The sequence below is a fragment of the Streptomyces sp. NPDC002851 genome, from assembly GCF_053591935.1.
In genome coordinates this window covers 24379-51059 of record NZ_JBSFUT010000038.1, presented here as the reverse complement: position 1 = coordinate 51059, position 26681 = coordinate 24379, and the positions used below count along the sequence as shown (strand labels likewise).

At 70.7% G+C, this 26681-nt stretch carries 17 protein-coding genes; 12 read left to right on the top strand and 5 right to left on the bottom strand.

The genetic code is table 11. The features are described 5' to 3' along the window. Positions 1-45: 45 nt before the first annotated feature. The 3 genes from ACWD10_RS30975 to ACWD10_RS30965 all read left to right on the top strand — a co-directional run bounded on the left by ACWD10_RS30975 (position 46) and on the right by ACWD10_RS30965 (position 5450). Positions 46-2151 carry a phosphocholine-specific phospholipase C gene (locus tag ACWD10_RS30975; protein ID WP_451096924.1) on the top strand — a complete coding sequence of 702 codons (2106 nt, stop codon included), beginning with the start codon at positions 46-48 and terminating at the stop codon, positions 2149-2151. Positions 2152-2417: 266 nt separating this feature from the next. Then, entirely contained in the window at positions 2418-4640 is a 2223-nt protein-coding gene (locus tag ACWD10_RS30970; RefSeq protein ID WP_451096922.1) for an MMPL family transporter, read from the top strand. 111 nt (positions 4641-4751) lie between these two features. Next, positions 4752-5450, top strand: coding sequence for a hypothetical protein (locus tag ACWD10_RS30965; RefSeq protein ID WP_451096920.1), 699 nt, complete (start codon positions 4752-4754; stop codon positions 5448-5450). 212 nt (positions 5451-5662) lie between these two features. Here ACWD10_RS30965 and ACWD10_RS30960 read toward each other — a convergent pair whose 3' ends face one another. Continuing rightward, the gene (locus ACWD10_RS30960) at positions 5663-6826 is read right to left on the bottom strand and encodes a PQQ-dependent sugar dehydrogenase (RefSeq protein ID WP_451096918.1); all 1164 of its coding nucleotides are present in this window, start codon (positions 6824-6826) and stop codon (positions 5663-5665) included. A gap of 230 nt (positions 6827-7056) precedes the next feature. Next, on the bottom strand, positions 7057-8055 hold the full coding sequence (locus ACWD10_RS30955) for an aldo/keto reductase (RefSeq protein WP_451096916.1): 999 nt from the start codon (positions 8053-8055) through the stop codon (positions 7057-7059). A 117-nt stretch (positions 8056-8172) separates the two neighbouring features. Between ACWD10_RS30955 and ACWD10_RS30950 the strand changes: the two genes are divergently transcribed. The 6 genes from ACWD10_RS30950 to serA all read left to right on the top strand — a co-directional run bounded on the left by ACWD10_RS30950 (position 8173) and on the right by serA (position 18138). Continuing rightward, positions 8173-9114, top strand: coding sequence for a 2-hydroxyacid dehydrogenase (locus ACWD10_RS30950; RefSeq protein WP_451096914.1), 942 nt, complete (start codon positions 8173-8175; stop codon positions 9112-9114). Between the two features lie 304 nt (positions 9115-9418). Beyond that, the gene (locus ACWD10_RS30945; RefSeq protein WP_451096912.1) at positions 9419-12520 is read left to right on the top strand and encodes a putative bifunctional diguanylate cyclase/phosphodiesterase; all 3102 of its coding nucleotides are present in this window, start codon (positions 9419-9421) and stop codon (positions 12518-12520) included. Positions 12521-12736: 216 nt separating this feature from the next. Then, the gene (locus ACWD10_RS30940) at positions 12737-14632 is read left to right on the top strand and encodes an acetolactate synthase large subunit (protein WP_451096910.1); all 1896 of its coding nucleotides are present in this window, start codon (positions 12737-12739) and stop codon (positions 14630-14632) included. Positions 14633-14669: 37 nt separating this feature from the next. Next, a complete protein-coding gene (ilvN, locus tag ACWD10_RS30935) occupies positions 14670-15194 on the top strand; it encodes an acetolactate synthase small subunit (RefSeq protein WP_451096908.1) in 525 nt (174 codons plus the stop codon). 123 nt (positions 15195-15317) lie between these two features. Then, entirely contained in the window at positions 15318-16319 is a 1002-nt protein-coding gene (gene ilvC, locus ACWD10_RS30930) for a ketol-acid reductoisomerase (protein WP_451096906.1), read from the top strand. 217 nt (positions 16320-16536) lie between these two features. Next, on the top strand, positions 16537-18138 hold the full coding sequence (serA, locus tag ACWD10_RS30925) for a phosphoglycerate dehydrogenase (protein WP_451096904.1): 1602 nt from the start codon (positions 16537-16539) through the stop codon (positions 18136-18138). A gap of 65 nt (positions 18139-18203) precedes the next feature. Here the strand turns inward: serA and ACWD10_RS30920 are convergent, their stop codons facing one another. Further along, positions 18204-19814, bottom strand: a complete 1611-nt coding sequence (locus ACWD10_RS30920) for a M81 family metallopeptidase (RefSeq protein WP_451096902.1) — start codon at positions 19812-19814, stop codon at positions 18204-18206. Further along, positions 19811-21049 carry an ROK family transcriptional regulator gene (locus ACWD10_RS30915; protein ID WP_451096900.1) on the bottom strand — a complete coding sequence of 413 codons (1239 nt, stop codon included), beginning with the start codon at positions 21047-21049 and terminating at the stop codon, positions 19811-19813. Before ACWD10_RS30915 ends, ACWD10_RS30920 begins: the two co-directional genes overlap by 4 nt. 163 nt (positions 21050-21212) lie before the next feature. Here ACWD10_RS30915 and ACWD10_RS30910 point away from each other — a divergent pair, with 163 nt between their 5' ends. Genes ACWD10_RS30910 through ACWD10_RS30900 form a run of 3 tightly spaced genes read left to right on the top strand, consistent with a single transcriptional unit; the run spans position 21213 to position 24939 of the window. Beyond that, positions 21213-23069: a peptide ABC transporter substrate-binding protein gene (locus ACWD10_RS30910; protein WP_451096898.1), complete on the top strand. Its 1857-nt coding sequence runs from the start codon at positions 21213-21215 to the stop codon at positions 23067-23069. Further along, the gene (locus tag ACWD10_RS30905; protein ID WP_451096896.1) at positions 23066-24025 is read left to right on the top strand and encodes an ABC transporter permease; all 960 of its coding nucleotides are present in this window, start codon (positions 23066-23068) and stop codon (positions 24023-24025) included. The genes ACWD10_RS30910 and ACWD10_RS30905 overlap by 4 nt, the downstream gene beginning before the upstream one ends. Next, a complete protein-coding gene (locus ACWD10_RS30900) occupies positions 24022-24939 on the top strand; it encodes an ABC transporter permease (protein ID WP_451096894.1) in 918 nt (305 codons plus the stop codon). Before ACWD10_RS30905 ends, ACWD10_RS30900 begins: the two co-directional genes overlap by 4 nt. Before the next feature lie 3 nt (positions 24940-24942). Here the strand turns inward: ACWD10_RS30900 and ACWD10_RS30895 are convergent, their stop codons facing one another. Then, the gene (locus ACWD10_RS30895; RefSeq protein ID WP_451096892.1) at positions 24943-26571 is read right to left on the bottom strand and encodes an MFS transporter; all 1629 of its coding nucleotides are present in this window, start codon (positions 26569-26571) and stop codon (positions 24943-24945) included. Positions 26572-26681: the final 110 nt, after the last annotated feature.

The following is a 26681-nucleotide window of genomic DNA, read 5'->3' as shown; positions in this document are numbered from 1 at the left end:
AATGGATCGGCAGAGAACCATTGGCTCTCGAAGCGGAGGTCGGCAGTGTCCCCAGAGATATCTCGCAGGCGCCTGATGGCACTCGGCGGCGGCGCCCTCGGTGCCGCGGCGGTGGGCTCGCTCCTGCCCCCGTCCCTGCAGGCCGCCCTCGCTCAAGAGCCTCCGCGCGGCGGCCTCGACGCGGTCAAGCACGTGGTGATCCTGATGCAGGAGAACCGGTCCTTCGACCACTACTTCGGCATGCTGCGCGGCGTACGCGGCTTCGGCGACCGCAACGCGGTCCAACTGCCCAGCGGCAAGCCGGTGTTCGAGCAGCCCGGGCCGCTGCGCACCGTGCTTCCCTTCCCGGTACGTGAGGCGGCCGAGGCCCAGAACAAGGACCTCCAGTACATCGGCGCCCTCGACCACTCTTGGGAGGGCGGCGCCAAGGCGTGGAACAAGGGCTGGTCGGACGGCTGGATCAGCGCCAAGACCGCCGCCACGATGGCGTATTACACCCGCGAGGACATCCCGCTGCACTACGAGCTCGCCGACACCTTCACCGTCTGCGACGCCTATCACTCCTCGATCCAGACCTCCACCAGCCCCAATCGCAACCACCTGTGGTCCGGTAAAACCGGTTACGAGGCGGACGGTTCGCGTGCCGTCGGCAACGACGCCTACGACGAGGGCAAGCACCCGGGGTACGGCTGGTCCACGTACGCCGAACGCCTGGAGAAGGCGGGCCGCAGCTGGCGCACGTACACCGAGTGGGAGAACTTCACCGACAACCAGATCGAGTTCTTCACCACCTTCAAGAACATCGCGCGCAAGGTGCTCGCCCAGACCGAGCACACCTACATGGAGTCCTTCTACGCCCAGGTGCGCGCCGCCGAGTCCGACGAGGAGCGCGAGAAGCTGCTCGCCGTCCTCGAAGAGGGCGTCGCCACCCTGAACGACGGCGAGCGGTCGCTCTTCGAGCGCGGGCTTCGCCGGGTGCCGACCGGGAAGCTGGCCGAGGAGTTCGCCAAGGACATCGCCGCGGGCGAGCTGCCCGAGGTCTCCTACCTGGTCCCCTCCCAGCTGGACTCCGAGCACCCCAGCGGCTCTTCGCCGGTGCAGAGCGCCACCCTCGTCTACAAGGTGCTCGACGCGCTCGCCTCGCACCCCGAGGTGTGGCGGCACACCGCGCTCTTCCTCACCTACGACGAGCACGACGGGTTCTTCGACCACGTGCCGCCGCCGGTGCCCCCGGTCGACGACCCGGACGAGCGCTGGCAGGGGCTGCCCACCGGGCTCGGGATCCGGGTGCCGATGCTGGTGATCTCGCCGTGGACCGTGGGCGGCTATGTCTCGTCCGAAGTGTTCGACCACACGTCTGTCGTGCGCTTTCTGGAGCGCTGGACGGGCATCGAGGAGCCCAACATCAGCGCCTGGCGGCGCTCCGTCACCGGCGATCTGACCGGCGCCTTCGACTTCACGCGCGGTCGGCCGCAGCCCGACGTCGAGCGGCCCGGCGCGGTGCCGCCGTTCACCGGGCGCTGGTCGCCGCAGCCGCCGCTCGACCAGAAGATGCCCGAGCAGGAGCCGGGTCGCCGCCCGGCCCGGCCGCTGTCGTACCAGCCGGACGCCCACGGCACCGTCGTGCCGGATGGCGGCAAGGGCGGCAAGCCGGTGCTGCGGCTCGCGCTGTCCAACAGCGGGAGCTCGTCCGCGCACCTCGCGCTCTATCCGTACGCGGGCGAATTCGCCGAGCCGCAGCACACCGATGTAAGGGGCAAGGCGCAATGGGACGTGCCCCTGACGAAGGGCACCTACAACGTGACGGTGACCGGACCGAACGGCTTCCGCCGCGAGTTCGCCGGGAGCGCCGAGGACGCCGCCGGGCTGACCGGCCAACTGGACGCCCGCAAGCGTGAGCTGAGCCTCACGCTCAGCAACAGCGGCGACGCCGCCCTGGAGTTCACGGTCCGGCCGCTCGCGTACGCCAAGCCCGAGCCCCGGAAGATCACCGTCCGCCCGGGCCGTAGCCTCACCGTGGTGCACCCGGCCGCCGCGGCCCACGGCTGGTACGACCTCGAGGTGACCGCGCAGGCGGCCGACGGGAAGCCGGGCTTCCGGCGGCGTCTGATGGGTCACATCGAGAACGGCGAGGCCAGCGTCTCCGGCTGAGCCTCCGCCTCGCCCATTTCGCGTCCCCCGAAGGGGTGAAAACCCGTGGGTCCCGGGGCCCGGCCACCGCGCCGGTCCCGGGACCAACGTCCTGAAGCACCCCATCGGCCCTGTGAGTAAGGCCACGAAACGGGCAAAGGATCAGTTATTGCTGCGAAAGTGGGCCGCAGTAAGGGCGCTCGTAAACTGGACGATCGCCCGTCAGGAGCACTCGCACCACCCGCGCTGTTCCCGACCCAGAACCACGGAATATCAGGGAGCGGCACGTGGCAGTACTGGCCCGCTGGTGCGTACGACACCGGCTCATCGCCGTACTGCTTTGGCTACTCGCCCTGGTCGGCGTCGGTGCCGCGGCGGCCCTCGCGGGACCCTCGTACTCGAACGACTACGAGGTCCCCGGCACCGAATCGGGCCGCGCCACCCAGCTTCTGAAGACCGGCTTCCCCGGCCTCGGCGGGGACAGCAACACCGTCGTCTGGCACACCGGCCCCGGCACCGTGAACGCCGCCGACGTGCAGCAGACGATGACCCGGACCCTCGACGACATCGCCCAGCTGCCCGGCATCGCCTCCGTCGTCAGCCCGTACCACGCCGACGGCGCCGGTCAGATCAGCAAGGACGGCCGTACCGCGTACGCCACCGTCACCTTCGAAGAGGCCGCATGGGACATCGACAGCTCCGAGGCCCAGGCGCTCGTCGACGCCGCCGAGACGGCCCGTAGCGACGGGCTCCAGGTGGCCCTCGGCGGCAGCGCCGTCGCCCTCACCGAGTCGGACAGCGGCCACACCGCCGAGGCCGTGGGCGTGGCCGTCGCCGCCGTCGTGCTGTTCCTCGCCTTCGGCTCGCTCGCCGCCAGCCTGCTGCCCATCGCGACCGCCCTGGTCAGCGTCGGGACCGCGTACGCGGGCATCGTGCTGCTCGGCCACGTCATGAACGTCGCGGACTTCGCGCCCATGCTCGGCATGCTCATCGGCCTCGGGGTGGGCATCGACTACGCGCTCTTCATAGTGACCCGGCACCGGCGCGACCTGAAACGAGGCCTGACTGTAGAAGAGGCGGCGCAGAACGCCGTCGCTACTACAGGACGGGCGGTCGCCTTCGCGGGCGCCACTGTGTGTATCGCCCTGCTCGGCATGCTCATCCTGCGACTGAGCTTCCTCAACGGCGTCGCCATCGCCGCGTCGCTCACCGTGATCCTCACCGTCGCCGCGTCCGTGACGCTGCTGCCCGCGCTGCTCTCGTACATCGGCACGCGCGCCTTGTCCCGGCGCGAGCGCCGCAGGTTCGCCGATGAGGGGCCGCAGCCCGAGACGCCCACCGGGCTCGCCGCCCGCTGGTCGACCTTCGTCGAGAAGCACCCCCGGCTGCTCGGCGGCCTCGCCCTGCTCCTCGTCGCGCTCCTGGCGCTGCCCACGCTCGGCCTCCGCCTCGGCACCTCCGACCAGGGCAACCACCCCACGTCGAAGACCACGCGCCAGGCGTACGACCAGCTCGCGGACGGCTTCGGACCCGGTGTGAACGGCCCGCTCACGCTCGTCGGCGAGGTGCACGGCGCCGAGGACAAGCTCGCCCTCGACCGGCTCGCGGACACCCTGCGCGGCACCGACAACGTCGCGGCCGTCACCCCGGTCACGTACGACACCAGCGGCCGGATCGGCCAACTCACCGTCGTCCCCGACTCGGCCCCGCAGTCCGATGCCACCAGCGCACTCGTCGACGAGCTGCGCGGCGACGTCCTGCCGAAGGCGGCCGACGGCACCTCGCTCAAGGTCCACGTCGGCGGCATCACGGCCTCGTACGACGACTTCGCCCAGATCATCGTCGGCAAGCTGCCGCTCTTCGTGGGCGTCGTGATCGGCCTCGGCAGCCTGCTGCTCCTGCTCGCCTTCCGGTCCGTGGGGATCCCGCTCAAGGCGGCCGCGATGAACGTCGCCGCCGTGGCAGGGGCCTTCGGGGTCGTCATAGCGGTCTTCCAGTGGGGCTGGGGGAGCGAGCTGCTAGGCCTCGGCCGCGCGGGACCGATCGAGCCGTTCCTGCCGGTGATCATGGTGTCGGTGCTCTTCGGGCTCTCGATGGACTACCAGGTGTTCCTGGTCAGCCGGATGTACGAGGAGTGGCTGGAGACCGGCGACAACCGCCGGGCCGTCCGGGTCGGCCTCGCCGAGACCAGCCGCGTGATCAACTCCGCGGCCGTGATCATGATTTCGGTCTTCCTGGCCTTCGTGCTCAGCGGGGACCGGGTGATCGCGATGTTCGGCATCGCCCTCGCCGCGGCGGTCGCACTCGACGCCTTCGTCCTGCGTACGTTGCTGGTCCCGGCCCTGATGCACATGCTCGGCGGCGCCAACTGGTGGCTGCCCCGGTGGCTCGACCGCTGGCTGCCCCGGATCAGCATCGAGGCGCCGGAGTGCCGCGCCGCCGCGGACGACCCGTCCGAGACCGAGATGCCTGCGCCGCGGGAGGACGCGAAGACGGCGGCGCTGCGCTGATCGGTTCCACGAGCGCCGGGTCCGTTCCACGAGCGTCGGGTCGTTCCAGGTCGTCGGGTCCGTTCCAGGTCGTTAAGGAAGCTCTCAGACGCGGCACCTAGCGTGCGGCAGATGAGTGCAAAGACGAAGACGGACAAGGGCGGCGAGACCGACGGCCTCGACGAGGCCGGGACTACGAAGGCGGCTGAGGCGGTCGAGGCCGCTGAGGCTGCTGTTCCAGTAGAGACGGCGGACACCGCTGATGCGCCTGATGGGCCTGATGCGGCTGATACGGCTGGTTCGGCCGCCGAGGGCGAGGATGCCGAGACCGATACCGATACCGACGCCGTAGCCGTAGCCGTAGCCGAAACCGAGGCCGAAACCGAGGCCGAGACCGATGACGCGGATCAGACCGGTGCCGAGAAGCCCGAGCCCACCGGAGTAGGCCAGGGCGCCGCAGCCGTTGTCGCGGCCGGGCTCGGCATCGTGTCCCTGACCGGCAGCTGGATCGGCACCGTGGCCGCCGCCCGGTCCAACATCATCGGGCAGCTCGAGACCGCCCAGTCGGCCGGTGTCGCGGAGCAGGTCCAGGCGCTCTACGGCAACCAGTGGCAGCTCATCGCCATGGTCGGTGGCGCCTTCGCGCTGCTCGCCCTCGTCACCGGCGCCCTGGTCCTGGTGCGGCCCGCGTTCGGCACGCCCGGCCGTGTGCCGCAGGCGCCGTGGATCAAGTCCGTGGCGTGGGCGGGCGTCGCGCTCGGCGTGCTCGGCCTGCTGCTCGCCGTCGCCAAGTACACCGGGCTCGTACTCGGACTGCCGTCGGCATCTTGATGGCCCGAGGGCCGCTTCCGGCCCGCCCCTTGGACCGGGGGCCTCGGGTGTGCGCAACCCCCCTCCTGCGCGCCTGAGGCCCCCGTTGGCGTACGGGCAAAATCCTTTGAAGCCCTGGAGGCCCTGGAGGCCCTGGAGGGCCGCAAGCCCCGCGGCCTCTCCGGCCTCTCCGCCTTCTCCGCCCTCTCCGGCCCCTCCGCCCTCTCCGCCCTTCAGGACACCTTCACCCGGAGGATCTTGTCGTCCCCGGGCTCCGGTGTGCCCCGCTTGTCCGTCTCGTTGGTGACCACGAGGAGTTCGTCGTCGCCCGTGGGTACGACCGTGCGCAGCCGCCCGTGCTCGCCCTCCAGGAAGTGCTCCGGCTCGGCGACCGGTTTCGTGCCGTCGAGCGGGATCCGCCAGAGCCGCTTCCCGCGGAGCCCGGCCATCCAGATGGAGCCCTTGGCGTACGCGATGCCGCTGGGGGACGCCTCCGCGGTGCGCCACTGCGCGACCGGATCGACGAAGCCCTCCCGTTTGCCGATGCCCTCGACCTCGGGCCAGCCGTAGTTCTTCCCCGGTTGGATCAGGTTCAGCTCGTCCCAGGTGTCCTGCCCGAACTCGGACGCCCACAGGCGTTTGTCCGCATCCCAGGCCAGGCCCTGCACATTGCGGTGGCCGTACGAGTAGACCAGCGAGTCCGGGTCCGGATTGCCCTTGGCGGGGTCGCCGTCCGGCGTCATCCGGAGGATCTTGCCACCCAGGGACTCCTTGTCCTGCGCGAGTTCCTCGTCGCCGGTCTCGCCCGTGCCCGCGTAGAGCAGCTTGTCGGGGCCGAAGGCGATGCGGCCGCCGTCGTGGTTGGAGCCCTTCGGGATGCCCTTGAGGACCGTGTCGGGCGCGCCGAGCCGCTCTCCCTCGGGCTTCTCCGGGTCGTAGAGGAAGCGGACGATCCGGTTGTCCGAGGCAGTGGTGAAGTACGCGTACACCAGCCGGTCCTGGGCGTACGACGGGGAGAGCGCGAGGCCCATCAGGCCGCCCTCGCCGCCGGGCACGACCCCGGGCACCACGCCGACCTCGGTCTTCTCGCCGGTCTTGGCGTCGACCCGGGTGATCGTGGCCTCGTCGCGCGAGGAGACGAGGAGGTCGCCCTCGGGCAGCTCGGCGAGTCCCCAGGGCGACTTGAGGTCCTCGGCGACCGTGTTCACGACCTTCGCCGAGCCCTTCGCGGGCGGCGCGGCCCGGCCGGACGGGGGTGAGCCGTTGCCGGAGCCGGTGTGTCCGGGGCTGGACGCCGAGGTTCCGTCCTGCTCGGGGGTGGCTCCGTCGCCCCCGGTGCAGGCGGAGAGGAGCAGGGCGGCGGTGGCCAACAGGGCGGTGACGGCGGTTCGTTGCACGGCGGGGGTCCCTTCGGGGCGTACGGAGCGGCCACTACCGTTCTTACAGCAACAACAGCCCGTCCGGCGTTCGCAATCAGCCCCTCCGGCGTTTGAGGAGCGGGGGTCCGGGGGCGGAGCCCCCGAAGCTCCGTCAGCCACGCGGCGTTAGCCGCATATCGACACTGTCGGGAAGGAGCGGGGCCGGGGAGTAAATCCCGGCACGGACCGTGACCCGTACGGCGGGGGTCCTAGTCCCACGACCCCCGCGCCGCAGGCAACCCCGCAATCTCCGCGAAGTCCTGATCCGTCAGCGTGAGCGCAGCGGCCCCCGCGTTCTGCCGTGCCCAGTGGGCGCGCTTCGTTCCCGGTACGGGCACCACGTGCGGCCCCCGCGAGAGCACCCACGCGAGCGCCACCTGGGCCGGGGTGACCTCGGGCCCGTGCCGCTCCGCGATCCTGCGGAGACCGGCCACGACCGGCTGGTTGGCCGCCATCATCTCGGCGGTGAAACGCGGGTGCCGGGCCCGCACGTCGTCCGGCTCGAAGCCCTCGCCCGGCCGGAGCGTGCCGGTGAGGAAACCGTTCCCCAGGGGCATCGCCGCCAGGAAGCCCACGCCCCGCGCGGTGCACCACGGCATCAGGGCGTCCAGGGCCTCCGGGGACCACACCGACAGCTCGGCCTCGACCGCACTCACCGGGAACACCTGCTGCACCCGCTCCAACTGCCGCACCGTCGCGTCGTGCAGCCGCGCCCCCGACCGGCGCGAGGCCCGCGCGCCCACCGCGCACAGGCCGAGCGCGCGCACCTTGCCCGCGGTGACCAGGTCGGCCATCGCGCCCCAGGTCTCCTCGATGGGCACCTCAGGGTCGGCCCGGTGCAGTTGGTAGAGGTCGATGACGTCCGTCTGCAGCCGGCGCAGCGAGGCGTCGCAGGCCCGCCTCACATAGCCCGGGCGGCCGTTGGCCACGATGTGCTGCTCGCCCACGAGGAGCCCGCACTTTGTGGAGACGAAGGCGTCCGCGCGCCGTTCCTTCAGTACCCGCCCCACAAGGAGCTCGTTGGTGAACGGCCCGTACATGTCGGCCGTGTCGAGCAGGCTGACCCCGGCGTCGAGCGCGGCGTGCAGCGCCCGCAGGGACTGCTCACCGCGCTGCTGCGAGCCGGTGTACGCCCAGCTCATCGGCATGCACCCGAGCCCGACCGCCCCCACTTCGAGCGCCGCAGCCCCGATCGTCCTGCGCTCCACCGACTCCTGCCTCCCCACGTGCCGACCCGCGCCCCAACGTAACCTCTGCCGCCCCGACCACCGCGCCCAGCCTCCCCGAGAGGCCCGGCCACGCGCCCTGCGGTTAGCCTCCTGGTCATGAACACCGCAGACGTATGGCTCCCGTTCACGGCCGACTCCGTGCCCGGTCTGCCGGACGCGTTCACGTACCGCTTCTGGGACGGCGAGGAGGAGTTCCCGGCCGACCCCGCCGACTGCGCCTTCTATGTAGTGCCGTACATGAAGGGCAGCGCCGTCTCGGTGCGGCCGCTCGCCGCGATGAAGTCGGTACGCGTCGTGCAGACCCTGACCGCGGGCATGGACCACATCCTTCCCGGCGTCGACGTGCTGCCCGCGGGCGTACGGCTGTGCAACGCGCGCGGTGTGCACGAGGCGTCCACCGCCGAGCTGGCGCTGACCCTGATCCTGTCCTCGCTGCGCGGCATCCCCGGATTCGTCACCGGGCAGCAGCGCGAGGAGTGGCGGGGCGGGTTCTATCCGGCGCTCGCCGACAAGTCCGTGCTCATCGTGGGGTACGGGTCGATCGGCGCCGCCGTGGAGGACCGGCTCGCCCCCTTCGAGTGCGCGCGGGTGGCGCGCCTCGCGCGCTCCGCCCGCGCTACGGAGCGCGGCCCCGTGCACCCGCTCACCGCTCTGCCCGAACTCCTCGGCGAAGCCGACGTCGTGGTCCTGTGCACCCCGCTCACCGAGGCGACCACGGGGCTCGTCGACGCCGCCTTCCTGGACCGGATGAAGGACGGCGCGCTCCTGGTGAACGTCGCCCGCGGCCCGGTCGTCGACACCGACGCGCTGCTCGCCGCGCTGGGGACCGGCCGGATCAGCGCGGCGCTCGACGTCACCGACCCGGAACCGCTGCCTCCGGGCCACCCGCTCTGGCACGCCCCGAACGTCCTCATCAGCCCTCATGTGGGCGGCAGCAGCTCGGCGTTCCTGCCCCGTGCCAAGCGTCTGCTCGTCCGTCAACTGACCCGCTGGGCCGCCGGGGAGCCGCTCGACAACGTCGTCCTCACGACGCCCTGAGCCACGTCCCGAGCCCGGTCCCGGGCCCGCCCTGAACCCGCGCCCCGAGCCCCGGCGCGCGTCCGTCCGCCGGGAGTCGCGCCGGCGCTCCGGGGGCGCGTGACCCCCTCTTCGCGCACGCTCCGCCACCGTCCACATGCACCCTGTGCCCGCATCCTTGCTGGTCGTCACGGAGCGTAGAGAGACTATGTCCCTGAGTGACGATCCTGGTGTATCGTCCCGGGCAGGGGCTTGCGCCGTGGACTGATTCGGCGCCAGGGGAGAGACGAGACACGCGAGGGGGGCGACGGGCGATGCACGGCCTATGGATGAACACTCCGACGCGGCGAGGCCGCCGACGGCGGCCCTGGCACGCGCGGACGCACGGACACCCGCGCAACGGAACCTGCCGGACCGGCCCGGGGCCGAGCTGTCGGCCCCGCGGCCCGAGGGGGCCCCGCCGACCCGGCGGCCCGAGGGCCACCTGCCGGACCGGTCCGAAGAGGGCGATCTCGTGAGCGCCCCGTGGGCGTTGCTGGCCGGTAGCGCGCCATCGCGGCAGAGCAGGCCGGGGTTCCTGCCCCAACTGCTTCTCGCCCTCGTGTGCGGCGGGTACGCCACGGGTTCCGCGCTCGGCTGGGGTTCGGACCAACTCTCCCTGTTCATGGGGGATTTCGGCCTGAGCGTGGCCGCGGGCGTGGCCGCCGTGTCCTGCTTCCGGTATGCGCGGAGGCCCGGCTGCCGTTTTCGACCCGCCTGGCTGCTCTTCGCGCTGTCCTCCGCGATGGCCTCGCTGGGCAACGCTGTCTGGGGCTGGTACGAGGTCGTCCTGGCCCGCCCGGTGCCCAGCCCGAGCCTCGCCGACCTGTTCTTCCTCTGCTTCGCACCGCCCGCCATCGTCGGCCTGCTCGTGCTCGCCAAGCGGCCCGTCACACGCGCGGGTTGGGTCTGTCTGGCGCTCGACTCCTGGCTGATCGGCGGCTCGCTGCTCACCCTGTCCTGGAGCCTCGCGCTCGCGCACACCGCGGAGTTCGGGGACGTCAGCGTCTCGCAGGCCGCCCTGGCCCTGGCGTATCCGCTCCTGGACATCGTCCTGGTCAGCATGGTGCTCGCGCTGCACTTCCGGCGCTCCGCGGCGAACCGCTCGGCGATCAACACCGCGATCGCCGCGCTCGCCCTGACCGTGATGTGCGACGCCCTGTTCACCTCGCCGCTGCTGCGCGAGACGTACCGCTCGGGGCAGATCCTGGACGCGGGCTGGTTCGCGGGATCGCTGCTGCTCGCCTACGCCCCATGGGTCACGCCCCGCACGGGTCAACCACAGACGCAGCGCCCCGAAGCCGGGCGCCCGGACAGTGCGGCGGAGCCCGCGCAGCCGGTCTGGTCCGGGCGCGGCCCCCGTGGTCCACGGCCGCTCGCGGGGTCGCTCGCCGCGCTCACGCCGTATCTCGCCGCCGCGGTCTGCACCCTGGGGATCCTCTACAACACCCTCAACGGCCGCAGCATCGACCGGGTCGTGCTCTTCACCGCCTGCACGGTGGTGCTCTCCCTGGTCGTACGCCAGGCCATCATGCTGCTCGACAACATCACGCTCACCCAGGAGCTGGCGCAGAAGGAGAACCACTTCCGCTCCCTGGTGCAGGGCTCCAGCGACGTCATCATGATCGCCGCGCCGAACGGCATCCTCCGGTACGTCAGTCCGGCCGCCGCCGGAGTCTGGGGCCGGGAGGCCGACGAACTGGTGGGCTCCGAACTGGCCACGCTCATCCACCCCGAGGACCTCGGCCGGGTGGCCCACGAGCTGCGCCGGTTCCTCGCCGCCAAGCCCCTGGACGAGCCCGCCGCCCGGATCGAGTGCCGCTTCAAGTCCGGCACCGGCACCTGGCTGAACGTCGAGTCGACGGTCAACCGGCACCAGGGCGGCCTCATCTTCAACAGCCGTGACGTCACCGAACGCGTCCGCCTCCAGGCCCAGTTGCAGCACAGCGCGGAGCACGACCCGCTCACCGACCTGCCCAACCGCGCCCTGTTCACGAAGCGTGTCGGGCAGGCGCTGAGCGGGCGCAGAAGCACCGACCGGGGCACCGCCGTCCTCTTCATCGACCTGGACGGCTTCAAGGCGGTCAACGACACCATCGGCCACCAGGCCGGTGACGAACTCCTCGTCCAGGCCGCCCGCAGACTGGCCGAATCCGTGCGCGCCGGGGACACCGCGGCGCGCCTCGGCGGCGACGAGTTCGCGGCCCTGATCCTCGGCGAGGGCACCCGGGACCGCACCGCCCGCGAGCGCCACATCCACGAGCTCGCCGACCGCCTCCGGGTCCGACTGTCCCAGCCGTACGCCATCGACGGCCATCAGGACGTACGGGTGGCCGCGTCCATCGGCGTGGCCTTTGCCGAACCCGGCGTCACCGCGGGGGAGTTGCTGCGCAACGCCGACCTGGCGATGTACCGCGCGAAGGCCGCGGGCAAGGGCCGTGTGGTGCTCTACGCCCCGCAGATGCAGGCCGAGGTGGTCCGCAAGGCCGAGCTCGCCACCCGGCTGCGCTCGGCGCTGCACGAGGGTGAGTTCGCGCTCCTGCACCAGCCGGTCGTCTCGCTGGACGGTGGCCGGATCGCCGCCGTCGCCGCCCAGGCCAGATGGCGCTCCGCCCAGGGGATACTCTTCACGCCCGCCGAGTTCCTGCGGGTGGCCGACGACAGCGAGCGCACCGCCGAGCTCGGCCGCTGGGTCCTTGAGCAGGCCGTGCAGCAGGCCGCCGAGCGCGGCCGCACCGGCCATGCCGTGCCGGTGGCGGTACGGATGAGCGCACGCAGGCTGCTCGACCGGTCGATGCCCCTCAGCTCCATCGAGGCGCTCCTGACCCGGCACGGCCTGCCCTCCGGTGCCCTCGTCATCGAGCTGGCCGACAGTGACCCGCGGGTGTCCTTCGACGACCTGGAGCGGCGGCTCACCGCGCTGCGCCGCCTCGGCGTGCGGATCGCGCTCGACGGCTTCGGCAGCGGCCATGCGGCGATCAGTGCGCTGCGGCGGCTCCCCGTCGACGTACTGAAGCTGGACCGGTCCCTGGTCGAGGGCGTGGTGGAGTCGGCCCGGCTCTACAAGATCACCAGCGGTCTCCTTCGGATCGCCACCGATCTCGGGCTGCACTCGGTGGCCGACGGGGTCGACCTGCCCGAGCAGGTGATCGCGCTGCGCGCGATGGGCTGCACCCACGGGCAGGGCGCGGCCTTCGCCGGGCCGCTCGACGAGCACCGGCTGCGCCGGGCCCTGGTCGGCGGGCGCTATCCGCTGCCGCACACCCCGGTCGAGCCGGTGTTCATCGGGGGCGGCGGGGTCGGCGTCGCAGGTCGGGGAGGTATGGGAGCCATGGAAGGCAGCACCACAACACGCTCACATAATGAGACGGCCGTCCCACCTGCTTGACAGTCGATAGGGGGTAGGGGGAGGGTCTGTGCCATGCGCACCCGAATTCTCGTACTTGGAAAGCGCGTCGGCTGAGATCAGGTCCATGAAGACCTGGCGACCGCACCGACGCGCTCCCCTCGCTTGCCTCCGGGCACGAGGGGTTTTTTGTTGCACTGGCACCGCCCTCCATAAGCTCACAAACTCTCGCAAAACACGCATCGAGAAGAGACGCCGATGACCGAGCAGGCCACCGGGGCAGCTCATCCGCAGCCGCGGCCCCGACCTTCCAGCCAGCAGTCCGCCCCCACCGAGCACGTGACGGGTGCGCAGGCCCTTATCCGTGCTCTCGAGGAGGTCGGGGCCGAGACGGTATTCGGGATTCCGGGCGGCGCGATCATGCCGGCGTACGACCCGCTGATGGACTCCTCGAAGGTCCGGCATGTGCTGGTGCGGCACGAGCAGGGCGCGGGCCACGCGGCCACCGGGTACGCGCAGGCCACCGGCAAGGTCGGCGTCTGCATGGCGACCAGCGGTCCCGGCGCCACCAACCTGGTCACGCCGATCGCGGACGCGCACATGGACTCGGTGCCGCTGGTCGCGATCACCGGCCAGGTCGCCACCCACCTGATCGGCACGGACGGCTTCCAGGAAGCCGACATCTGCGGCATCACCATGCCGATCACCAAGCACAACTTCCTGGTCAAGGACGCCAAGGACATTCCGCGGACGATCGCCGAGGCCTTCCACATCGCCTCCACCGGCCGCCCGGGCCCGGTCCTGGTCGACATCGCCAAGGACGCGCTGACCGCGCCGACCACGTTCAGCTGGCCGCCGGCCATGGACCTGCCGGGCTACCGCCCCGTGACCAAGCCGCACGCCAAGCAGATCCGCGAGGCCGCGAAGCTGATCGCCCAGGCCAAGCGCCCGGTCCTGTACGTCGGCGGCGGCGTCCTCAAGGCCGGTGCCACCGCCGAGCTGAAGGTCCTCGCGGAGCTGACCAAGGCCCCGGTCACCACCACCCTGATGGCGCTCGGCGCGTTCCCCGACAGCCACCCGCAGCACGTGGGCATGCCCGGCATGCACGGCGCCGTCACCGCGGTCGCCGCGCTCCAGAAGGCGGACCTCCTGATCGCCCTGGGCACCCGCTTCGACGACCGCGTCACGGGCAAGCTGGACAGCTTCGCGCCGTACGCCAAGGTCATCCACGCGGACATCGACCCGGCCGAGATCGGCAAGAACCGCGAGGCCGATGTGCCGATCGTGGGCGACGCCCGCGAGGTCATCGCCGACCTGGTCCAGGCCGTCCAGGCCGAGCACGCCGAGGGCACCGTCGGCGAGGCCGCGGGCTCCGGCTACGCGGACTGGTGGAAGGACCTCAACCGCTGGCGCGAGACCTACCCGCTCAGCTACGAGCTGCCCGAGGACGGCAGCCTCGCCCCGCAGCAGGTCATCGAGCGCATCGGTGAACTCGCCCCCGCGGACACGATCTTCGCGGCGGGCGTCGGCCAGCACCAGATGTGGGCCGCGCACTTCATCGACTACGAGAAGCCCGCGACCTGGCTCAACTCCGGCGGCGCCGGAACCATGGGCTACGCGGTCCCGGCCGCGATGGGCGCCAAGGCCGGAAAGCCGCAGGCCCCGGTCTGGGCGATCGACGGCGACGGCTGCTTCCAGATGACCAACCAGGAGCTGGTCACCTGCGCCCTGAACAACATCCCGATCAAGGTCGCGATCATCAACAACGGCGCCCTCGGCATGGTGCGCCAGTGGCAGAACCTGTTCTATGACGGGCGCTACTCCAACACCGTGCTGCACGCCGACGACACCGGCCACGAGTCGACCGGCTCCCAGGTCGGTGCCAGCGCGGGGACCCGCCAGGGCACCCGGGTGCCGGACTTCGTGAAGCTCTCCGAGGCGATGGGCTGTGTCGCGATGCGCTGCGAGGACCCGGCCGAACTCGACTCGGTGATCGCCAAGGCGAACGAGATCAACGACCGCCCCGTCGTGATCGACTTCATCGTCCACGAGGACGCCCAGGTGTGGCCCATGGTCGCCGCCGGTACCTCCAACGACGAGGTCATGGCCGCCCGCGGCGTCCGCCCGGACTTCGGCGACATGGCAGACGACTGAGTCCGAGAGCGGAACTCAAGAAAGAGACTGACGCGACATGTCCAAGCACACGCTCTCCGTCCTGGTCGAGAACACCCCCGGCATCCTCGCCCGGATCGCCAGCCTGTTCTCGCGCCGCGGCTTCAATATCGACTCGCTCGCCGTCGGCGTCACCGAGCACCCCGACATCTCCCGTATCACCATCGTGGTGAACGTCGAGGACCTGCCGCTCGAACAGGTCACCAAGCAGCTGAACAAGCTCGTCAACGTGCTGAAGATCGTCGAACTCGAACCGGCCCAGGCCGTTCACCGTGAACTCGTTCTGGTGAAGGTCCGCGCCGACAACGAGACCCGGTCGCAGATCGTCGAGATCGTGCAGCTGTTCCGCGCCAAGACCGTGGACGTCTCGCCCGAGGCGGTCACCATCGAGGCCACCGGCTCCAGCGACAAGCTGGAGGCCATGCTGAAGATGCTGGAGCCCTTCGGCATCAAGGAACTCGTCCAGTCCGGCACCATCGCCATCGGCCGCGGCTCGCGCTCCATCACGGACCGCTCGCTGCGCGCCCTGGACCGTTCCGCCTGAGTTCTGGCCGAGTCCCCCCGAGGCCTCGGACCGCATTCCGAGACTCGCAAACCCTCACACCCCGGGCCCACGTACTGTGTGGCCCTAAGCGCGAACCCCGCCATATGCAAGGAGAGACCTGAAGTGGCCGAGCTGTTCTACGACGACGACGCCGACCTGTCCATCATCCAGGGCCGCAAGGTCGCGGTCATCGGTTACGGCAGCCAGGGCCACGCCCACGCGCTGTCCCTGCGCGACTCGGGCGTCGATGTCCGGATCGGTCTGCACGAGGGCTCCAAGTCCAAGGCCAAGGCCGAGGAGCAGGGCCTGCGCGTGGTGACCCCGGCCGAGGCCGCCGCCGAGGCCGACGTCATCATGATCCTGGTCCCGGACCCGATCCAGGCCCAGGTCTACGAGGAGTCCATCAAGGACAACCTGAAGGCCGGCGACGCGCTGTTCTTCGGCCACGGCTTCAACGTGCGCTTCGGCTTCATCAAGGCCCCGGAGAACGTCGACGTCTGCATGGTCGCCCCGAAGGGCCCGGGCCACCTGGTCCGCCGCCAGTACGAGGAGGGCCGCGGCGTTCCGTGCATCGCCGCCGTCGAGCAGGACGCCTCCGGCAGCGCCTTCGCGCTCGCCCTGTCGTACGCCAAGGGCATCGGCGGCACCCGCGCGGGTGTCATCAAGACGACCTTCACCGAGGAGACCGAGACCGACCTCTTCGGCGAGCAGGCCGTCCTCTGCGGTGGCACCGCCGCGCTGGTCAAGGCGGGCTTCGAGACCCTGACCGAGGCCGGTTACCAGCCGGAGATCGCGTACTTCGAGTGCCTGCACGAGCTGAAGCTCATCGTGGACCTCATGTACGAGGGCGGCCTGGAGAAGATGCGCTGGTCGATCTCCGAGACCGCCGAGTGGGGCGACTACGTCACCGGCCCGCGGATCATCACCGACGCCACCAAGGCCGAGATGAAGAAGGTCCTCGCCGAGATCCAGGACGGCACCTTCGCCAAGAACTGGATGGACGAGTACCACGGCGGCCTGAAGAAGTACGACGCGTACAAGACGCAGGACTCCGAGCACCTCCTGGAGACCACGGGCAAGGAACTGCGCAAGCTCATGAGCTGGGTGCAGAACGACGAGGCCTGAGCCTTCCCGGAGATCACTCGTCCGTGGTTGGACTGTATGTCCAACCACGGACGAGTGATCCTTCCGAACAGGCTGAAAACCTGGTCCGTAGCACCACTACACTCTTGAACCAATACGCGTCAGGCCCACAGCGTCGTGCGTCTTCCACGCGGCTTGCCACCCTCCACCGCATGCGGCCGTCGGGACGGCCGTCCGCATTGGACATGTGAGGACACACGTGAGCTCGAACCCTGCCAAACCCGTCGTACTCATCGCGGAGGAGCTGTCGCCGGCCACGGTCGACGCCCTGGGACCGGACTTCGAGATCCGGCAGTGCAACGGCGCTGACCGCGCCGAACTGCTCCCCGCCATCGCCGACGTCGACGCCATCCTGGTCCGCTCCGCGACCAAGGTCGACGCCGAGGCCATCGCGGCCGCAAACAAGCTGAAGGTCGTCGCCCGCGCCGGGGTCGGCCTCGACAACGTCGACGTCTCCGCCGCCACCAAGGCCGGCGTGATGGTCGTCAACGCCCCCACGTCGAACATCGTCACCGCCGCCGAGCTCGCCTGCGGCCTCATCGTCGCCACCGCGCGGAACATCCCGCAGGCCAACACCGCGCTCAAGAACGGCGAGTGGAAGCGCTCCAAGTACACCGGCGTCGAGCTCAGCGAGAAGACCCTCGGCGTCGTCGGCCTCGGCCGCATCGGTGTCCTGGTCGCGCAGCGCATGTCGGCCTTCGGCATGAAGGTCGTGGCGTACGACCCGTACGTCCAGCCCGCGCGCGCCGCCCAGATGGGCGTCAAGCTGCTCTCGCTCGACGAGCTCCTCGAGGTCTCCGACTTCATCACGGTGCACCTGCCCAAGACCCCCGAGACGCTCGGCCTGATCGGCGACGAGGCGCTGCACCGGGTCAAGCCGACCGTGCGCATCGTGAACGCCGCGCGCGGCGGCATCGTCGACGAGGAGGCGCTGTTCTCCGCCCTCAAGGAGGGCCGGGTCGCGGGCGCGGGCCTGGACGTGTACGCGAAGGAGCCGTGCACCGACTCCCCGCTCTTCGAGTTCGACCAGGTCGTCTGCACCCCGCACCTCGGTGCCTCCACGGACGAGGCGCAGGAGAAGGCGGGCATCGCGGTCGCCAAGTCGGTGCGCCTGGCGCTCGCCGGTGAGCTGGTGCCGGACGCGGTGAACGTGCAGGGCGGCGTCATCGCCGAGGACGTCCGTCCGGGCCTGCCCCTTGCCGAGCGGCTCGGCCGGATCTTCACCGCGCTCGCGGGCGAGGTCGCGGTGCGGCTCGACGTCGAGGTGTACGGCGAGATCACCCAGCACGATGTGAAGGTGCTCGAACTCTCCGCTCTGAAGGGCGTGTTCGAGGACGTCGTCGACGAGACGGTGTCGTACGTCAACGCGCCGCTGTTCGCGCAGGAGCGCGGTGTCGAGGTGCGCCTGACCACCAGCTCGGAGTCGCCGGACCACCGCAATGTGGTGACCGTGCGCGGCACGCTCGGCAGCGGCGAGGAGGTCTCGGTCTCCGGCACGCTCGCCGGGCCGAAGCACCTCCAGAAGATCGTCGCGATCGGTGAGCACGACATCGACCTGGCGCTCGCCGAGCACATGGTGGTGCTGCGGTACGAGGACCGTCCCGGCGTCGTCGGCAGGGTCGGCCGGGTCCTCGGCGAGGGCGGCATCAACATCGCGGGCATGCAGGTCTCCCGCGCGGCCGCGGGCGGCGAGGCCCTCGCGGTCCTCACCGTGGACGACACGGTCCCGGCGACGGTCCTGACGGAACTGGCGGCGGAGATCGGCGCGACGTCGGCGCGGTCGGTCAACCTGGTCGACTAGTACGGGCGACTGGCGGTACGTGGTCGGGGCCGGGGTCACCTTCAGGGTGGCCCCGGCCCCGCGCGTTATGCGTGCGGGGCGGGCGGCGTTGCCAGCGGCTTCAGGAGGGTCGCCGTGAGGTCGGGGCCCGGACCGGTGTCGTACGCGTCTTCGTCGAAGGGGTACAGCGGGCGCCGCACGCGGTGGTGGCCGAGACGGAGCAGGTCCTGGTCGACGCCGCCCGGGGTGAGGGCGAGCAGCCAGTCGGCCGCCATGGCGTAGAGCTCGGGCTCCAGGTAGCCGATCTTCACGACCACCAGGTCGTACGTCCGCGGGTCGATCCCGAGGCCGCCGTCGGCGGGGCCCATGAAGTCGGCGAGTGTGTGGAAGGGCTTGCGGCGCTCGACCAGGATGAGGGTGAGGCCGCCGACGCGTACCGCGGCCATGTCGACACCGCGGTCGTACGCACCGCCTTCGGCGCGGTCCGGCTTGTCGGTGGCGCGCTGCAACGCCGTGACGGTGCCGGTGAGTTCGTACGGTCCGCCGTGGTGCGGGTCGACCTTGCCGCCGACGGACAGGGTGACCTCGGCGCCGATGCCCGCCCTGAAGCATTGGGCGACCGCGGCCGGGTCGGTGATGCCGGGGTGGACGGCGGTGACGCGGCCGGTGCGGATCGCGTCGTTCTCCAGGAGCTTGCCGAGCATGTACGCGAGGTCGCCGGCGCCGCCCGCGGTGGGGTTGTCGCCCGAGTCGCTGATCAGGAACGGCCGCTTCGGTGAGGCGACGGCGTACTCGACGCACTCCTCGGCGGTGCCGGTCGGGCCGACGAAGGCGAAGTCGCGGCGCGCGTCCCAGTAGCGCCGGGCGAGCTTCTCGGCCTCGGCGGTGGCGAGCCCCGGGTCGTCGCCGGTGATGACGACGGCGGCCCGGCAGCGCGGCTCGTCGGCCCAGGCGTAGCCGATCCACAGGGCGGCGTCGAGGATGCCGGGCAGCCGCTCGATATCGGCGAGCGAGGCGTACAGGGACCTGGCGGGCTCCAGGCGGGTGCTGGTCTTCTCGCCGGGTAGCAGGACGGGGATCTGGACCCAGGCGCGGTGCGGCCGGGTGCCCTCGAGCAGGCAGCGTATGAGGGTGCGGGCCGCGCGTTCGCGGGTCTCCCAGGCGTCCTCGTGCGGGGCGAGCCGGTGCGCCGTGAGCAGGTCGACCGGCTCGGCGAAGCGGCGCGAGACATTGCCGTGCAGGTCCATGGCGGCGGAGATCATGGGGCGGCCGCCGTCGGGGGTGCCGATGTGGTCGAGGGCCGCGCGGACGGCCTCGGTCAGATCGGCCTCGGCGTCGGTGAGCCCGACGACGCTCATGGCGCCGTGGATGTCGTACACGAGGCCGTCGAGGGGACCCGACTCCCTTATGCGCGCGACGAGTTCGTCCTTGAGGATCAGATACGACTCCGCCTCCACCGGGCCGCCGGGCAGCGAGGTCGCGTGCAGCAGGGGCACCCACTCGACGGCGTCCGCGAGCTCGCTGTCGGGGTGGGTCCAGGTGTAGCGGTCGAGGAGTTCCTGGCCGCGGGTCCGGCGGAAGTCGTCGGTGGTGGAGCGGTGCGGGCAGAAGGTGGAGGACTCGATGCCGATACCGCCGATGCCGATGCGCAGACGGCGTCCGGGGTGCGGATGCGTGCGGGTCCGCGTCCTGGTCATACGGGGACGCTCTCTTCCTGGGGTTCTTGGGGCCCCTGGGGTTCCTGGGCCACGGGCGGGGACGGCTTGTCCGGGGTGGTGGGGAGGTGGCGGCGCAGGGCGGTGAGGCCCGCGCCGAGGAGGCCCGCGTCGCGCCCCGTCACCGTGGTGGTGATCTCCAGGTCCGCGGTGGCGAGCGGCAGACAGCGCTCGTAGAGCACGCCCCGTACGGCGGCGACGAGCGGTTCGGCGGTGGACAGGGCGCCGCCGAGCGCGACGACCTGCGGGTTGAAGAAGTTCACGACGACGGACAGGACCGTGCCGATATGCCGTCCCGCGGCTCGGACGAGGGTGGTGGCCTGCGGGTCGCCGTCGGCGATCAGGCGGAGCAGGGCGCTGGTGTCCGCCACCTGCACGCCCTGGAGGGCCAGTTCACGGATGAGGGCGGCGCCGCTGGCGACGGTTTCCAGACAGCCGATGTTGCCGCAGCTGCACGGCCGGTCGCCCGCCGCGTCCACGCGTACGTGGCTGATGTCGCCCGCACAGCCGCTGGCGCCGTCGTGCGGCTTGCCCGCGGTGATGACGCCGCTGCCGATGCCGCGGCCCGCCTTGACCACGACCAGGTGATCGAGTTCGGGCCGTGCGGCCTGGTGCTCGCCCACGGCCATCATCGTGGCGTCGTTGCCGACGGTCACGGGCATGCCGAGGCGCTCGGACAGGACCTCGCGCAGCGGGTAGCGGTGCCAGCCCGGCATCCGGGACGGGCTGATGACGCGCTGCTCGCCGGGTTGTACGGGGCCGGGGAAGGCGACGCCGAGGGCGCGCACGGTACTGCCCGACTCGCGCTGCGCGTCGGCGAGTTGGGTGACGCGTTCGCAGAGCCAGTCGACGGCGGACTCGGGGCCCGCGGTGATGTCGTGGGGCAGGTCGACGGCCTCAAGGACGGTGCCGCCGAGGTCGACGGCGCCGAGCCGCGCGTGGTGGCTGCCGAGGTCGGCGGCGAGCGCGACGCCGCCCTCCGCGCGCACGCGAAGCAGCCGGGGCCGACGGCCGCCGCGGGAGGCGCCCTCGCCGGACTCGCTGAGCAGGCCCGCGGAGACGAGTTCCTGCACCCGGGCCGACACCGTCGACGGGGCCAGCCTCAACTCCCGTACGAGATCGGCCCGGGAGGAGGCGGCGCCCGAGGAGACCAGCTGGAGGATGTGCTGCGTCGACCCCGGTTCGGACCCTGGTTCGCCGACTGTCGTTCCGGCCACGCCGCCGCCCTCCTACTTCTTTCGGTAACGGTCCCAACCGTAGGGCGAACAAAAGGAAGTTGACCAGAGGTGGCGTTTAGGCGAACGAAGCTATTGACTTGTTTTTCTCGTCGGTCCTAGCGTTCGGGCGCCCCTCCGTCCACACCATGGAGGCCCCTTCAGCATGCGCTCCCTCAGATCCGCGGCGGCAGCCGCGCTCGCGCTCGCGGTGCTCCTGCTCACGGGGTGCACCCGCGAGGGCGGCCGCATCGACATGGGCCCCACCGGCGGGGTGCCCGTCGAGGGCGGTACGGCGACCATGGCGCTGCCCCCGGCCGCCACCCCGAACTGGATCTTCCCGATCGGTGCGCCCGGCTATGGCGCCTCGTACAACAGCGGCATCTACCAGCTGCTGTTCCTGCCGGTGTACAGCGCCGTGCAGGACGCGGCGGAGGGCGAGCTGACCTCGTACGGCCCGGGCACGCTCGGCCTGAAGCCGCACTACTCCGACGGCAACAAGACCGTCACGGTGCCGCTGCGCAAGGGCGTGACCTGGTCCGAAGGCACCCAAGTGACCGCCCGTGACGTGGAGTTCTGGTTCAACCTGGTCAAGGCCAACAAGGCGGACTGGGGCAACTACTCGGTCGGGACGATGCCGGACAACGTCCAGCGGTTCGAGACGGTCGACGACCACACCGTACGACTGCACCTGGACCGTGCGTACAACCCGGACTGGTTCACCGCCAACCAGCTGACCTTGATGCGGGCCCTGCCCCAGCACGCCTGGGATGCCCAGCGGGACGGCGGGAAGATCGGCGACTGGGACCGCACGGCGAAGGGTGCCAAGGCGGTCTTCGCGCGGCTCACCCGGCACGCCAAGAACCTCGGCCGGTACGCCTCCGACCCGCTGTGGCAGACGATCAACGGCCCCTGGAAGCTGGCGGGTTGGACGGCCGGTGGCCAGGTCACCCTCATACCCAACAAGAAGTACACCGGGCCGTCTTCGGAGCGGCCGCACCTCGACAAGGTGGTCTTCAAGCCCTTTACGACCGCCGACTCCGAGTACAACGTGCTGCGTTCCGGCGGCGTCGACTACGGCTACATCCCGCCGTCCGTGCTCGCGCAGAAGGAGAAGTTCCAGGGCAGGGGGTACCGGGTGGACCCGTGGGAGGGCTGGGCGGCGACGTACATCGTCTACAACTTCAACTCCACGCACGCGGGTCCGTTGATCGACCAGCTCTACCTCCGCCAGGCGATGCAGCACCTGGTCGACCAGAAGGCGATGAGCGAGGTCATCTGGCAGGGGAGCGCGACACCGACGCTCGGTCCGGTGCCGGCGACGCCGAAGAGCCAGTACCTGTCCAAGGACATGGAGCGAAACAAGTACCCCTTCTCCGTGAACAAAGCCCGCGAGCTGCTCGCCGCGCACGGCTGGCGGACCAAGGACGGCACCGCGCGCTGCGTCCGCCCCGGAACGGGTCCCACCGAGTGCGGCCGGGGCATCGAGCGGAACGCGCCGCTCGAACTCACGCTGCTCTCGCAGTCCGGCTCGACCGAGACGACGAACATGATGCAGGAGCTCAAGTCCTCCCTCGGCAAGGCCGGTATCCAGCTGACCGTGCGAGAGCAGCCGCTCAACTCCGTGCTCGGCAATTCCGTTCCCTGCACGGCGAAGGACCCCGGCTGCGCGTGGGACATGTCGTTCTTCGGGACGGCGGGCAGCTGGTACTACCCGCTCAACCCGAGCGGTGAGCAGCTCTTCTCCACCGGGGCGTCCGCCAACTTCGGCAACTACAGCGACAAGAAGGCCGACCGTCTGATCAGGGCGGTGCAGTACGAGCCCGGCATGAAGCCGGTGCACGCGTACGGCGAGTACCTGGCCGAGCAGCTGCCCGTGATGTGGATGCCGAACCCGGCGTACCAAGTGTCGGTGATCCGCAATGACTTGCGCGGCATCGAGCAGAACCCGACGGTCACGTTGGCGCCGCAGCACTGGTACTTCGTCAAGAAGTCCGTACAGAAGGAGGGGGGCGATTCGTGAACGGCTTCGCCGGGTTTCTGGTCAAGCGCTTCCTGCAGGCGCTCGTCGTCCTCTTCCTCGTCTCCGTCATCGTCTTCGTCCTGCTTCATATGCTCCCGGGTGGCCCGGCCCGCGCCATCCTCGGGCCCAAGGGCACCGCGGAGCAGATCGCGCACTTCAACCACCAGCAGGGCTACGACCGTTCGCTGCCGACGCAGTACCTCATGTACCTCGAGCGGCTGCTCACCGGGGACCTGGGGGAGTCGTTCAAGCTCAACTCGCCCGTCTTCGATCTCCTCGCGCAGCGCCTCCCCAAGACGCTGCTTCTGACGGTCCTTTCGACCGTACTCGCCGTGCTCATCGCGATCCCGCTGGGCCTGCTTCAGGCGGTGCGGCGGGGCAAGGCCTCGGACTATGTGCTCACCGGGCTCGCCTTTCTGCTCTACGCGACGCCGGTGTTCTTCCTCGGCCTCATCATGATCATCCTGTTCGCGCAGGTCATGCCGGTCTTCCCGGCGGAGGCCCCGCAGGGCGGGTCCATCGGTGAACTCCTCGGCGGCTTCCCGGGTCTGGTGCTTCCGGTGGTCACCATGGCCTTCGGGATCGTGGCGATGTTCAGCCGCTATATGCGCTCGGCGGTCCTCGACCACCTCACCGAGGACTACGTCCGTACGGCGATGGCGAAGGGCATGTCGAGCCGCCGCGTCCTGGTCCGCCATGTGCTGCGCAACGCCCTGATCCCGCTGGCCACGCTCCTTGGCCTGTATCTGCCGACGCTGTTCAGCGGCGCCCTCGTCGTCGAGTCGATGTTCAACTACCCGGGCATGGGGCTGCTGTTCTGGAACGCGGCGCAGGGCTCCGACTTCCCCGTGCTGCTCGGCGTGACGCTGGTCGTCGGGGTCGCCACCGTGCTCGGCTCGCTGCTCACCGACGTCCTGTACGCCGTCCTCGACCCCCGGATCCGGAGCGTGGCATGAGTACGACGACGACCGTCCCCGGCACCGAGCAGCCGGGCCAGGAGGACGCTGCGCAGGCCACCACCACGCCCTCGCTGGCCCGCCGCACCCTGCGGGTGTTCACCGGCAACAAGCTCGCCCTGACCGGCATGGTGCTCCTGGTCCTCCTGCTCGCCTTCAGCTATCTCGGGCCGCTGCTCCACCCGACGGATCAGATCCACACCGACCTGTCCCGGGCGAACCTTTCGCCCGGCACGGACGGCCATCTTCTCGGCACCACCGACCTCGGCTACGACCTGCTCGGGCGGCTGATGGTCGCCGGGCAGACCTCGCTCGAAATCGGCCTGGCCGCCGGTCTGTTGGCCACCCTGTTCGGCACCGTGTACGGCGCGGTCGCGGGGTACTTCGGCGGCTGGCTCGACGCCGTGATGATGCGGATCACGGACGCGGCGCTCGCCATTCCGGCGATGTTCCTGCTCGTCGTGGTCGCGGCGATCATCACGCCGAGCAAGGGCGTCCTCGTGGTGATCATCGCGGGGGTCGCCTGGCTCTCCCCGGCCCGTCTGGTACGCGGCGAGGCGTTGTCCCTCAGCAACCGCGAGTACATCCAGGCGATGCGCATGATGGGCGGCGGCGGTGCGCGCGCCGTCTTCCGGCACATCGTGCCGAACGCGATCGGCACGGTCATCGTCAACTGCACGTTCCAGATCGCCGACGCGATCCTCTACGTCAGCTACCTCGCCTTCCTCGGCCTGTCCATCCCGCCGCCGTCCGCGGACTGGGGCTCGATGCTCTCGGCCGGGATCACCTATACGCAGAACGGCTACTGGTGGCTGATCTTCCCGCCGGGCATCGCGATCGTCCTGGTCGTCGCCGCGTTCAACTTCATCGGGGACGGGCTGCGGGACGCGTTCGACGTACGGCTGCGGAAGTAAGGGTCACTTTCCGCTGGCGGCAACGCGCCCGGCGGCGGTGTGAGTTGGGGCGGTGTGAGATACGGCGGTGCCGGTGCCGGTGCCGCTGCCGGTCTCGGCTGCTGGCTCGTCTTCCGGCGCCCCTGTCTCACCTCCCGACGCCCCGGCCCCCGCCCGCCGCAGCGTCACCGCCGCAAGGACCGCCGCGGCGACAAGCACCCCCGCCCCGGCCAGCGCGGCGACGTGCATCCCCGTGGTGAACGCTTCCCGCGCCGCCGCGAGCAGCGCGGTGCCGGACCGGCCCGGCAGCTCCCCGGCCACCGCGACCGCCCCGCCCAGCGTCTCGCGTGCCGCCGCGGGCGCCCCCGCGGGCATCCCGTGGGCGTACACCGAGGTGACGACCGAGCCGAGTACCGCCATCCCGAGCGCCCCGCCGAACTCCTGCCCGGTCTCCAGGAGCGAGGACGCCGAGCCCGCGCGCTCCGGTGGGGCCGCGCTCAGGGCCATATCGGTCACCAGGGAGAACACCATGACGAGACCGGAGGCCAGGACCCCGCATCCGGCGAGCGCCAGCCAGAGCGAGTCGGTGCCGGTCAGGGCCAGAAGCCCGAACCCGGTCGCCGCGATGACGAAGCCCGCCCCGACGACGTACGCCCGCCGTATGCCGCGCTGCACGAGCCCGGTGGCGACCGGTGCCGCGACCCCGATGGGCACCGACGGAAGCAGCGACCACAGGGCGGCCTCCATCGCGCTGTTGCCGAGCACCGACTGTAGATACTGCGTGGTGAAGAAGGCCGAGCCCATCATGCCGAAGGCCGCGACGAGGTTCACCGAGACGGCCGGGCCGAAGCCGGGCCCGCGGAACAGGGCGGGAGAGATCAGCGGTTCGGCGACGGTGCGCTGCCGCCGTACGAAAAGCACCGCGAAGAACAGACCGGCGGCGAGCGCCCCGAGATACTCACCCCGCACGCCGTGCGCGGGCAGCTCCTTGAGGGCGTAGACGACCGGCAGGACGGCGGCCATCGAGAGCGGCACGCTGGGCAGGTCGAAGCGACCCGGCCGCTCGGCCTTGAACTCCGGTATCAGGACCGGGGCCAGAACGAGCAGCAGCACCATCGCGGGCAGGTTCACGAGGAACACCGAGCCCCACCAGAAGTGCTCGACGAGCACCCCGCTCATTATTGAGCCGAGCGCGACCCCACCGGTCATCACGGCCGACCACACCCCGATCGCCTTCGCGCGCTGCCCCGCGTCCTGAAAGAGATTGCGGACCAGGCCCATCGTCGACGGCATCAGGGTCGCGCCGCCGATGCCCAGCACGGCCCGGGCCGCGATCAGCATCTCGGCGCTCTGCGCGTAGGCGGCCGCGACGGAGGCCGCGCCGAAGGCGGTGGCGCCGATCAGGAGGAGCTTGCGGCGGCCTATGCGGTCGCCGAGCGAGCCCATCGTCATCAGGAGTCCGGCGAGCACAAAGCCGTAGATGTCGAAGATCCAGAGCTGCGCGGTGCCGCTCGGTGCGAGGTCCGCGTTGATCGCGGGGATCGCGAAGTAGAGCACCGAGACGTCCATCGAGACCAGCAGCAGCGGGAGCATCAGGACGCCGAGGGCGGTCCACTCCTTGCGGCCGGCGCGGAGTTCCGTGGATTCAGTCATGACGGTCAATGTACGAGCGTCTTAAACGCATGTCTAGTACGAGCGTATGAGACATCTGTCTTGTACGGCCGTCTTGTGCGGCTGTCATGTACGCCTGTCATGTACGGCCG

Coding starts and splice junctions, on each gene's coding strand:
- ACWD10_RS30920 (WP_451096902.1), bottom strand. CDS start 19,814: ATGACCAGGACGCGGACCCGCACGCATCCGCACCCCGGACGCCGTCTG.
- ACWD10_RS30945 (WP_451096912.1), top strand. CDS start 9,419: ATGGATGAACACTCCGACGCGGCGAGGCCGCCGACGGCGGCCCTGGCA.
- ACWD10_RS30895 (WP_451096892.1), bottom strand. CDS start 26,571: ATGACTGAATCCACGGAACTCCGCGCCGGCCGCAAGGAGTGGACCGCC.
- ACWD10_RS30900 (WP_451096894.1), top strand. CDS start 24,022: ATGAGTACGACGACGACCGTCCCCGGCACCGAGCAGCCGGGCCAGGAG.
- ACWD10_RS30910 (WP_451096898.1), top strand. CDS start 21,213: ATGCGCTCCCTCAGATCCGCGGCGGCAGCCGCGCTCGCGCTCGCGGTG.
- ACWD10_RS30940 (WP_451096910.1), top strand. CDS start 12,737: ATGACCGAGCAGGCCACCGGGGCAGCTCATCCGCAGCCGCGGCCCCGA.
- ilvN (WP_451096908.1), top strand. CDS start 14,670: ATGTCCAAGCACACGCTCTCCGTCCTGGTCGAGAACACCCCCGGCATC.
- ACWD10_RS30950 (WP_451096914.1), top strand. CDS start 8,173: ATGAACACCGCAGACGTATGGCTCCCGTTCACGGCCGACTCCGTGCCC.
- ACWD10_RS30965 (WP_451096920.1), top strand. CDS start 4,752: ATGAGTGCAAAGACGAAGACGGACAAGGGCGGCGAGACCGACGGCCTC.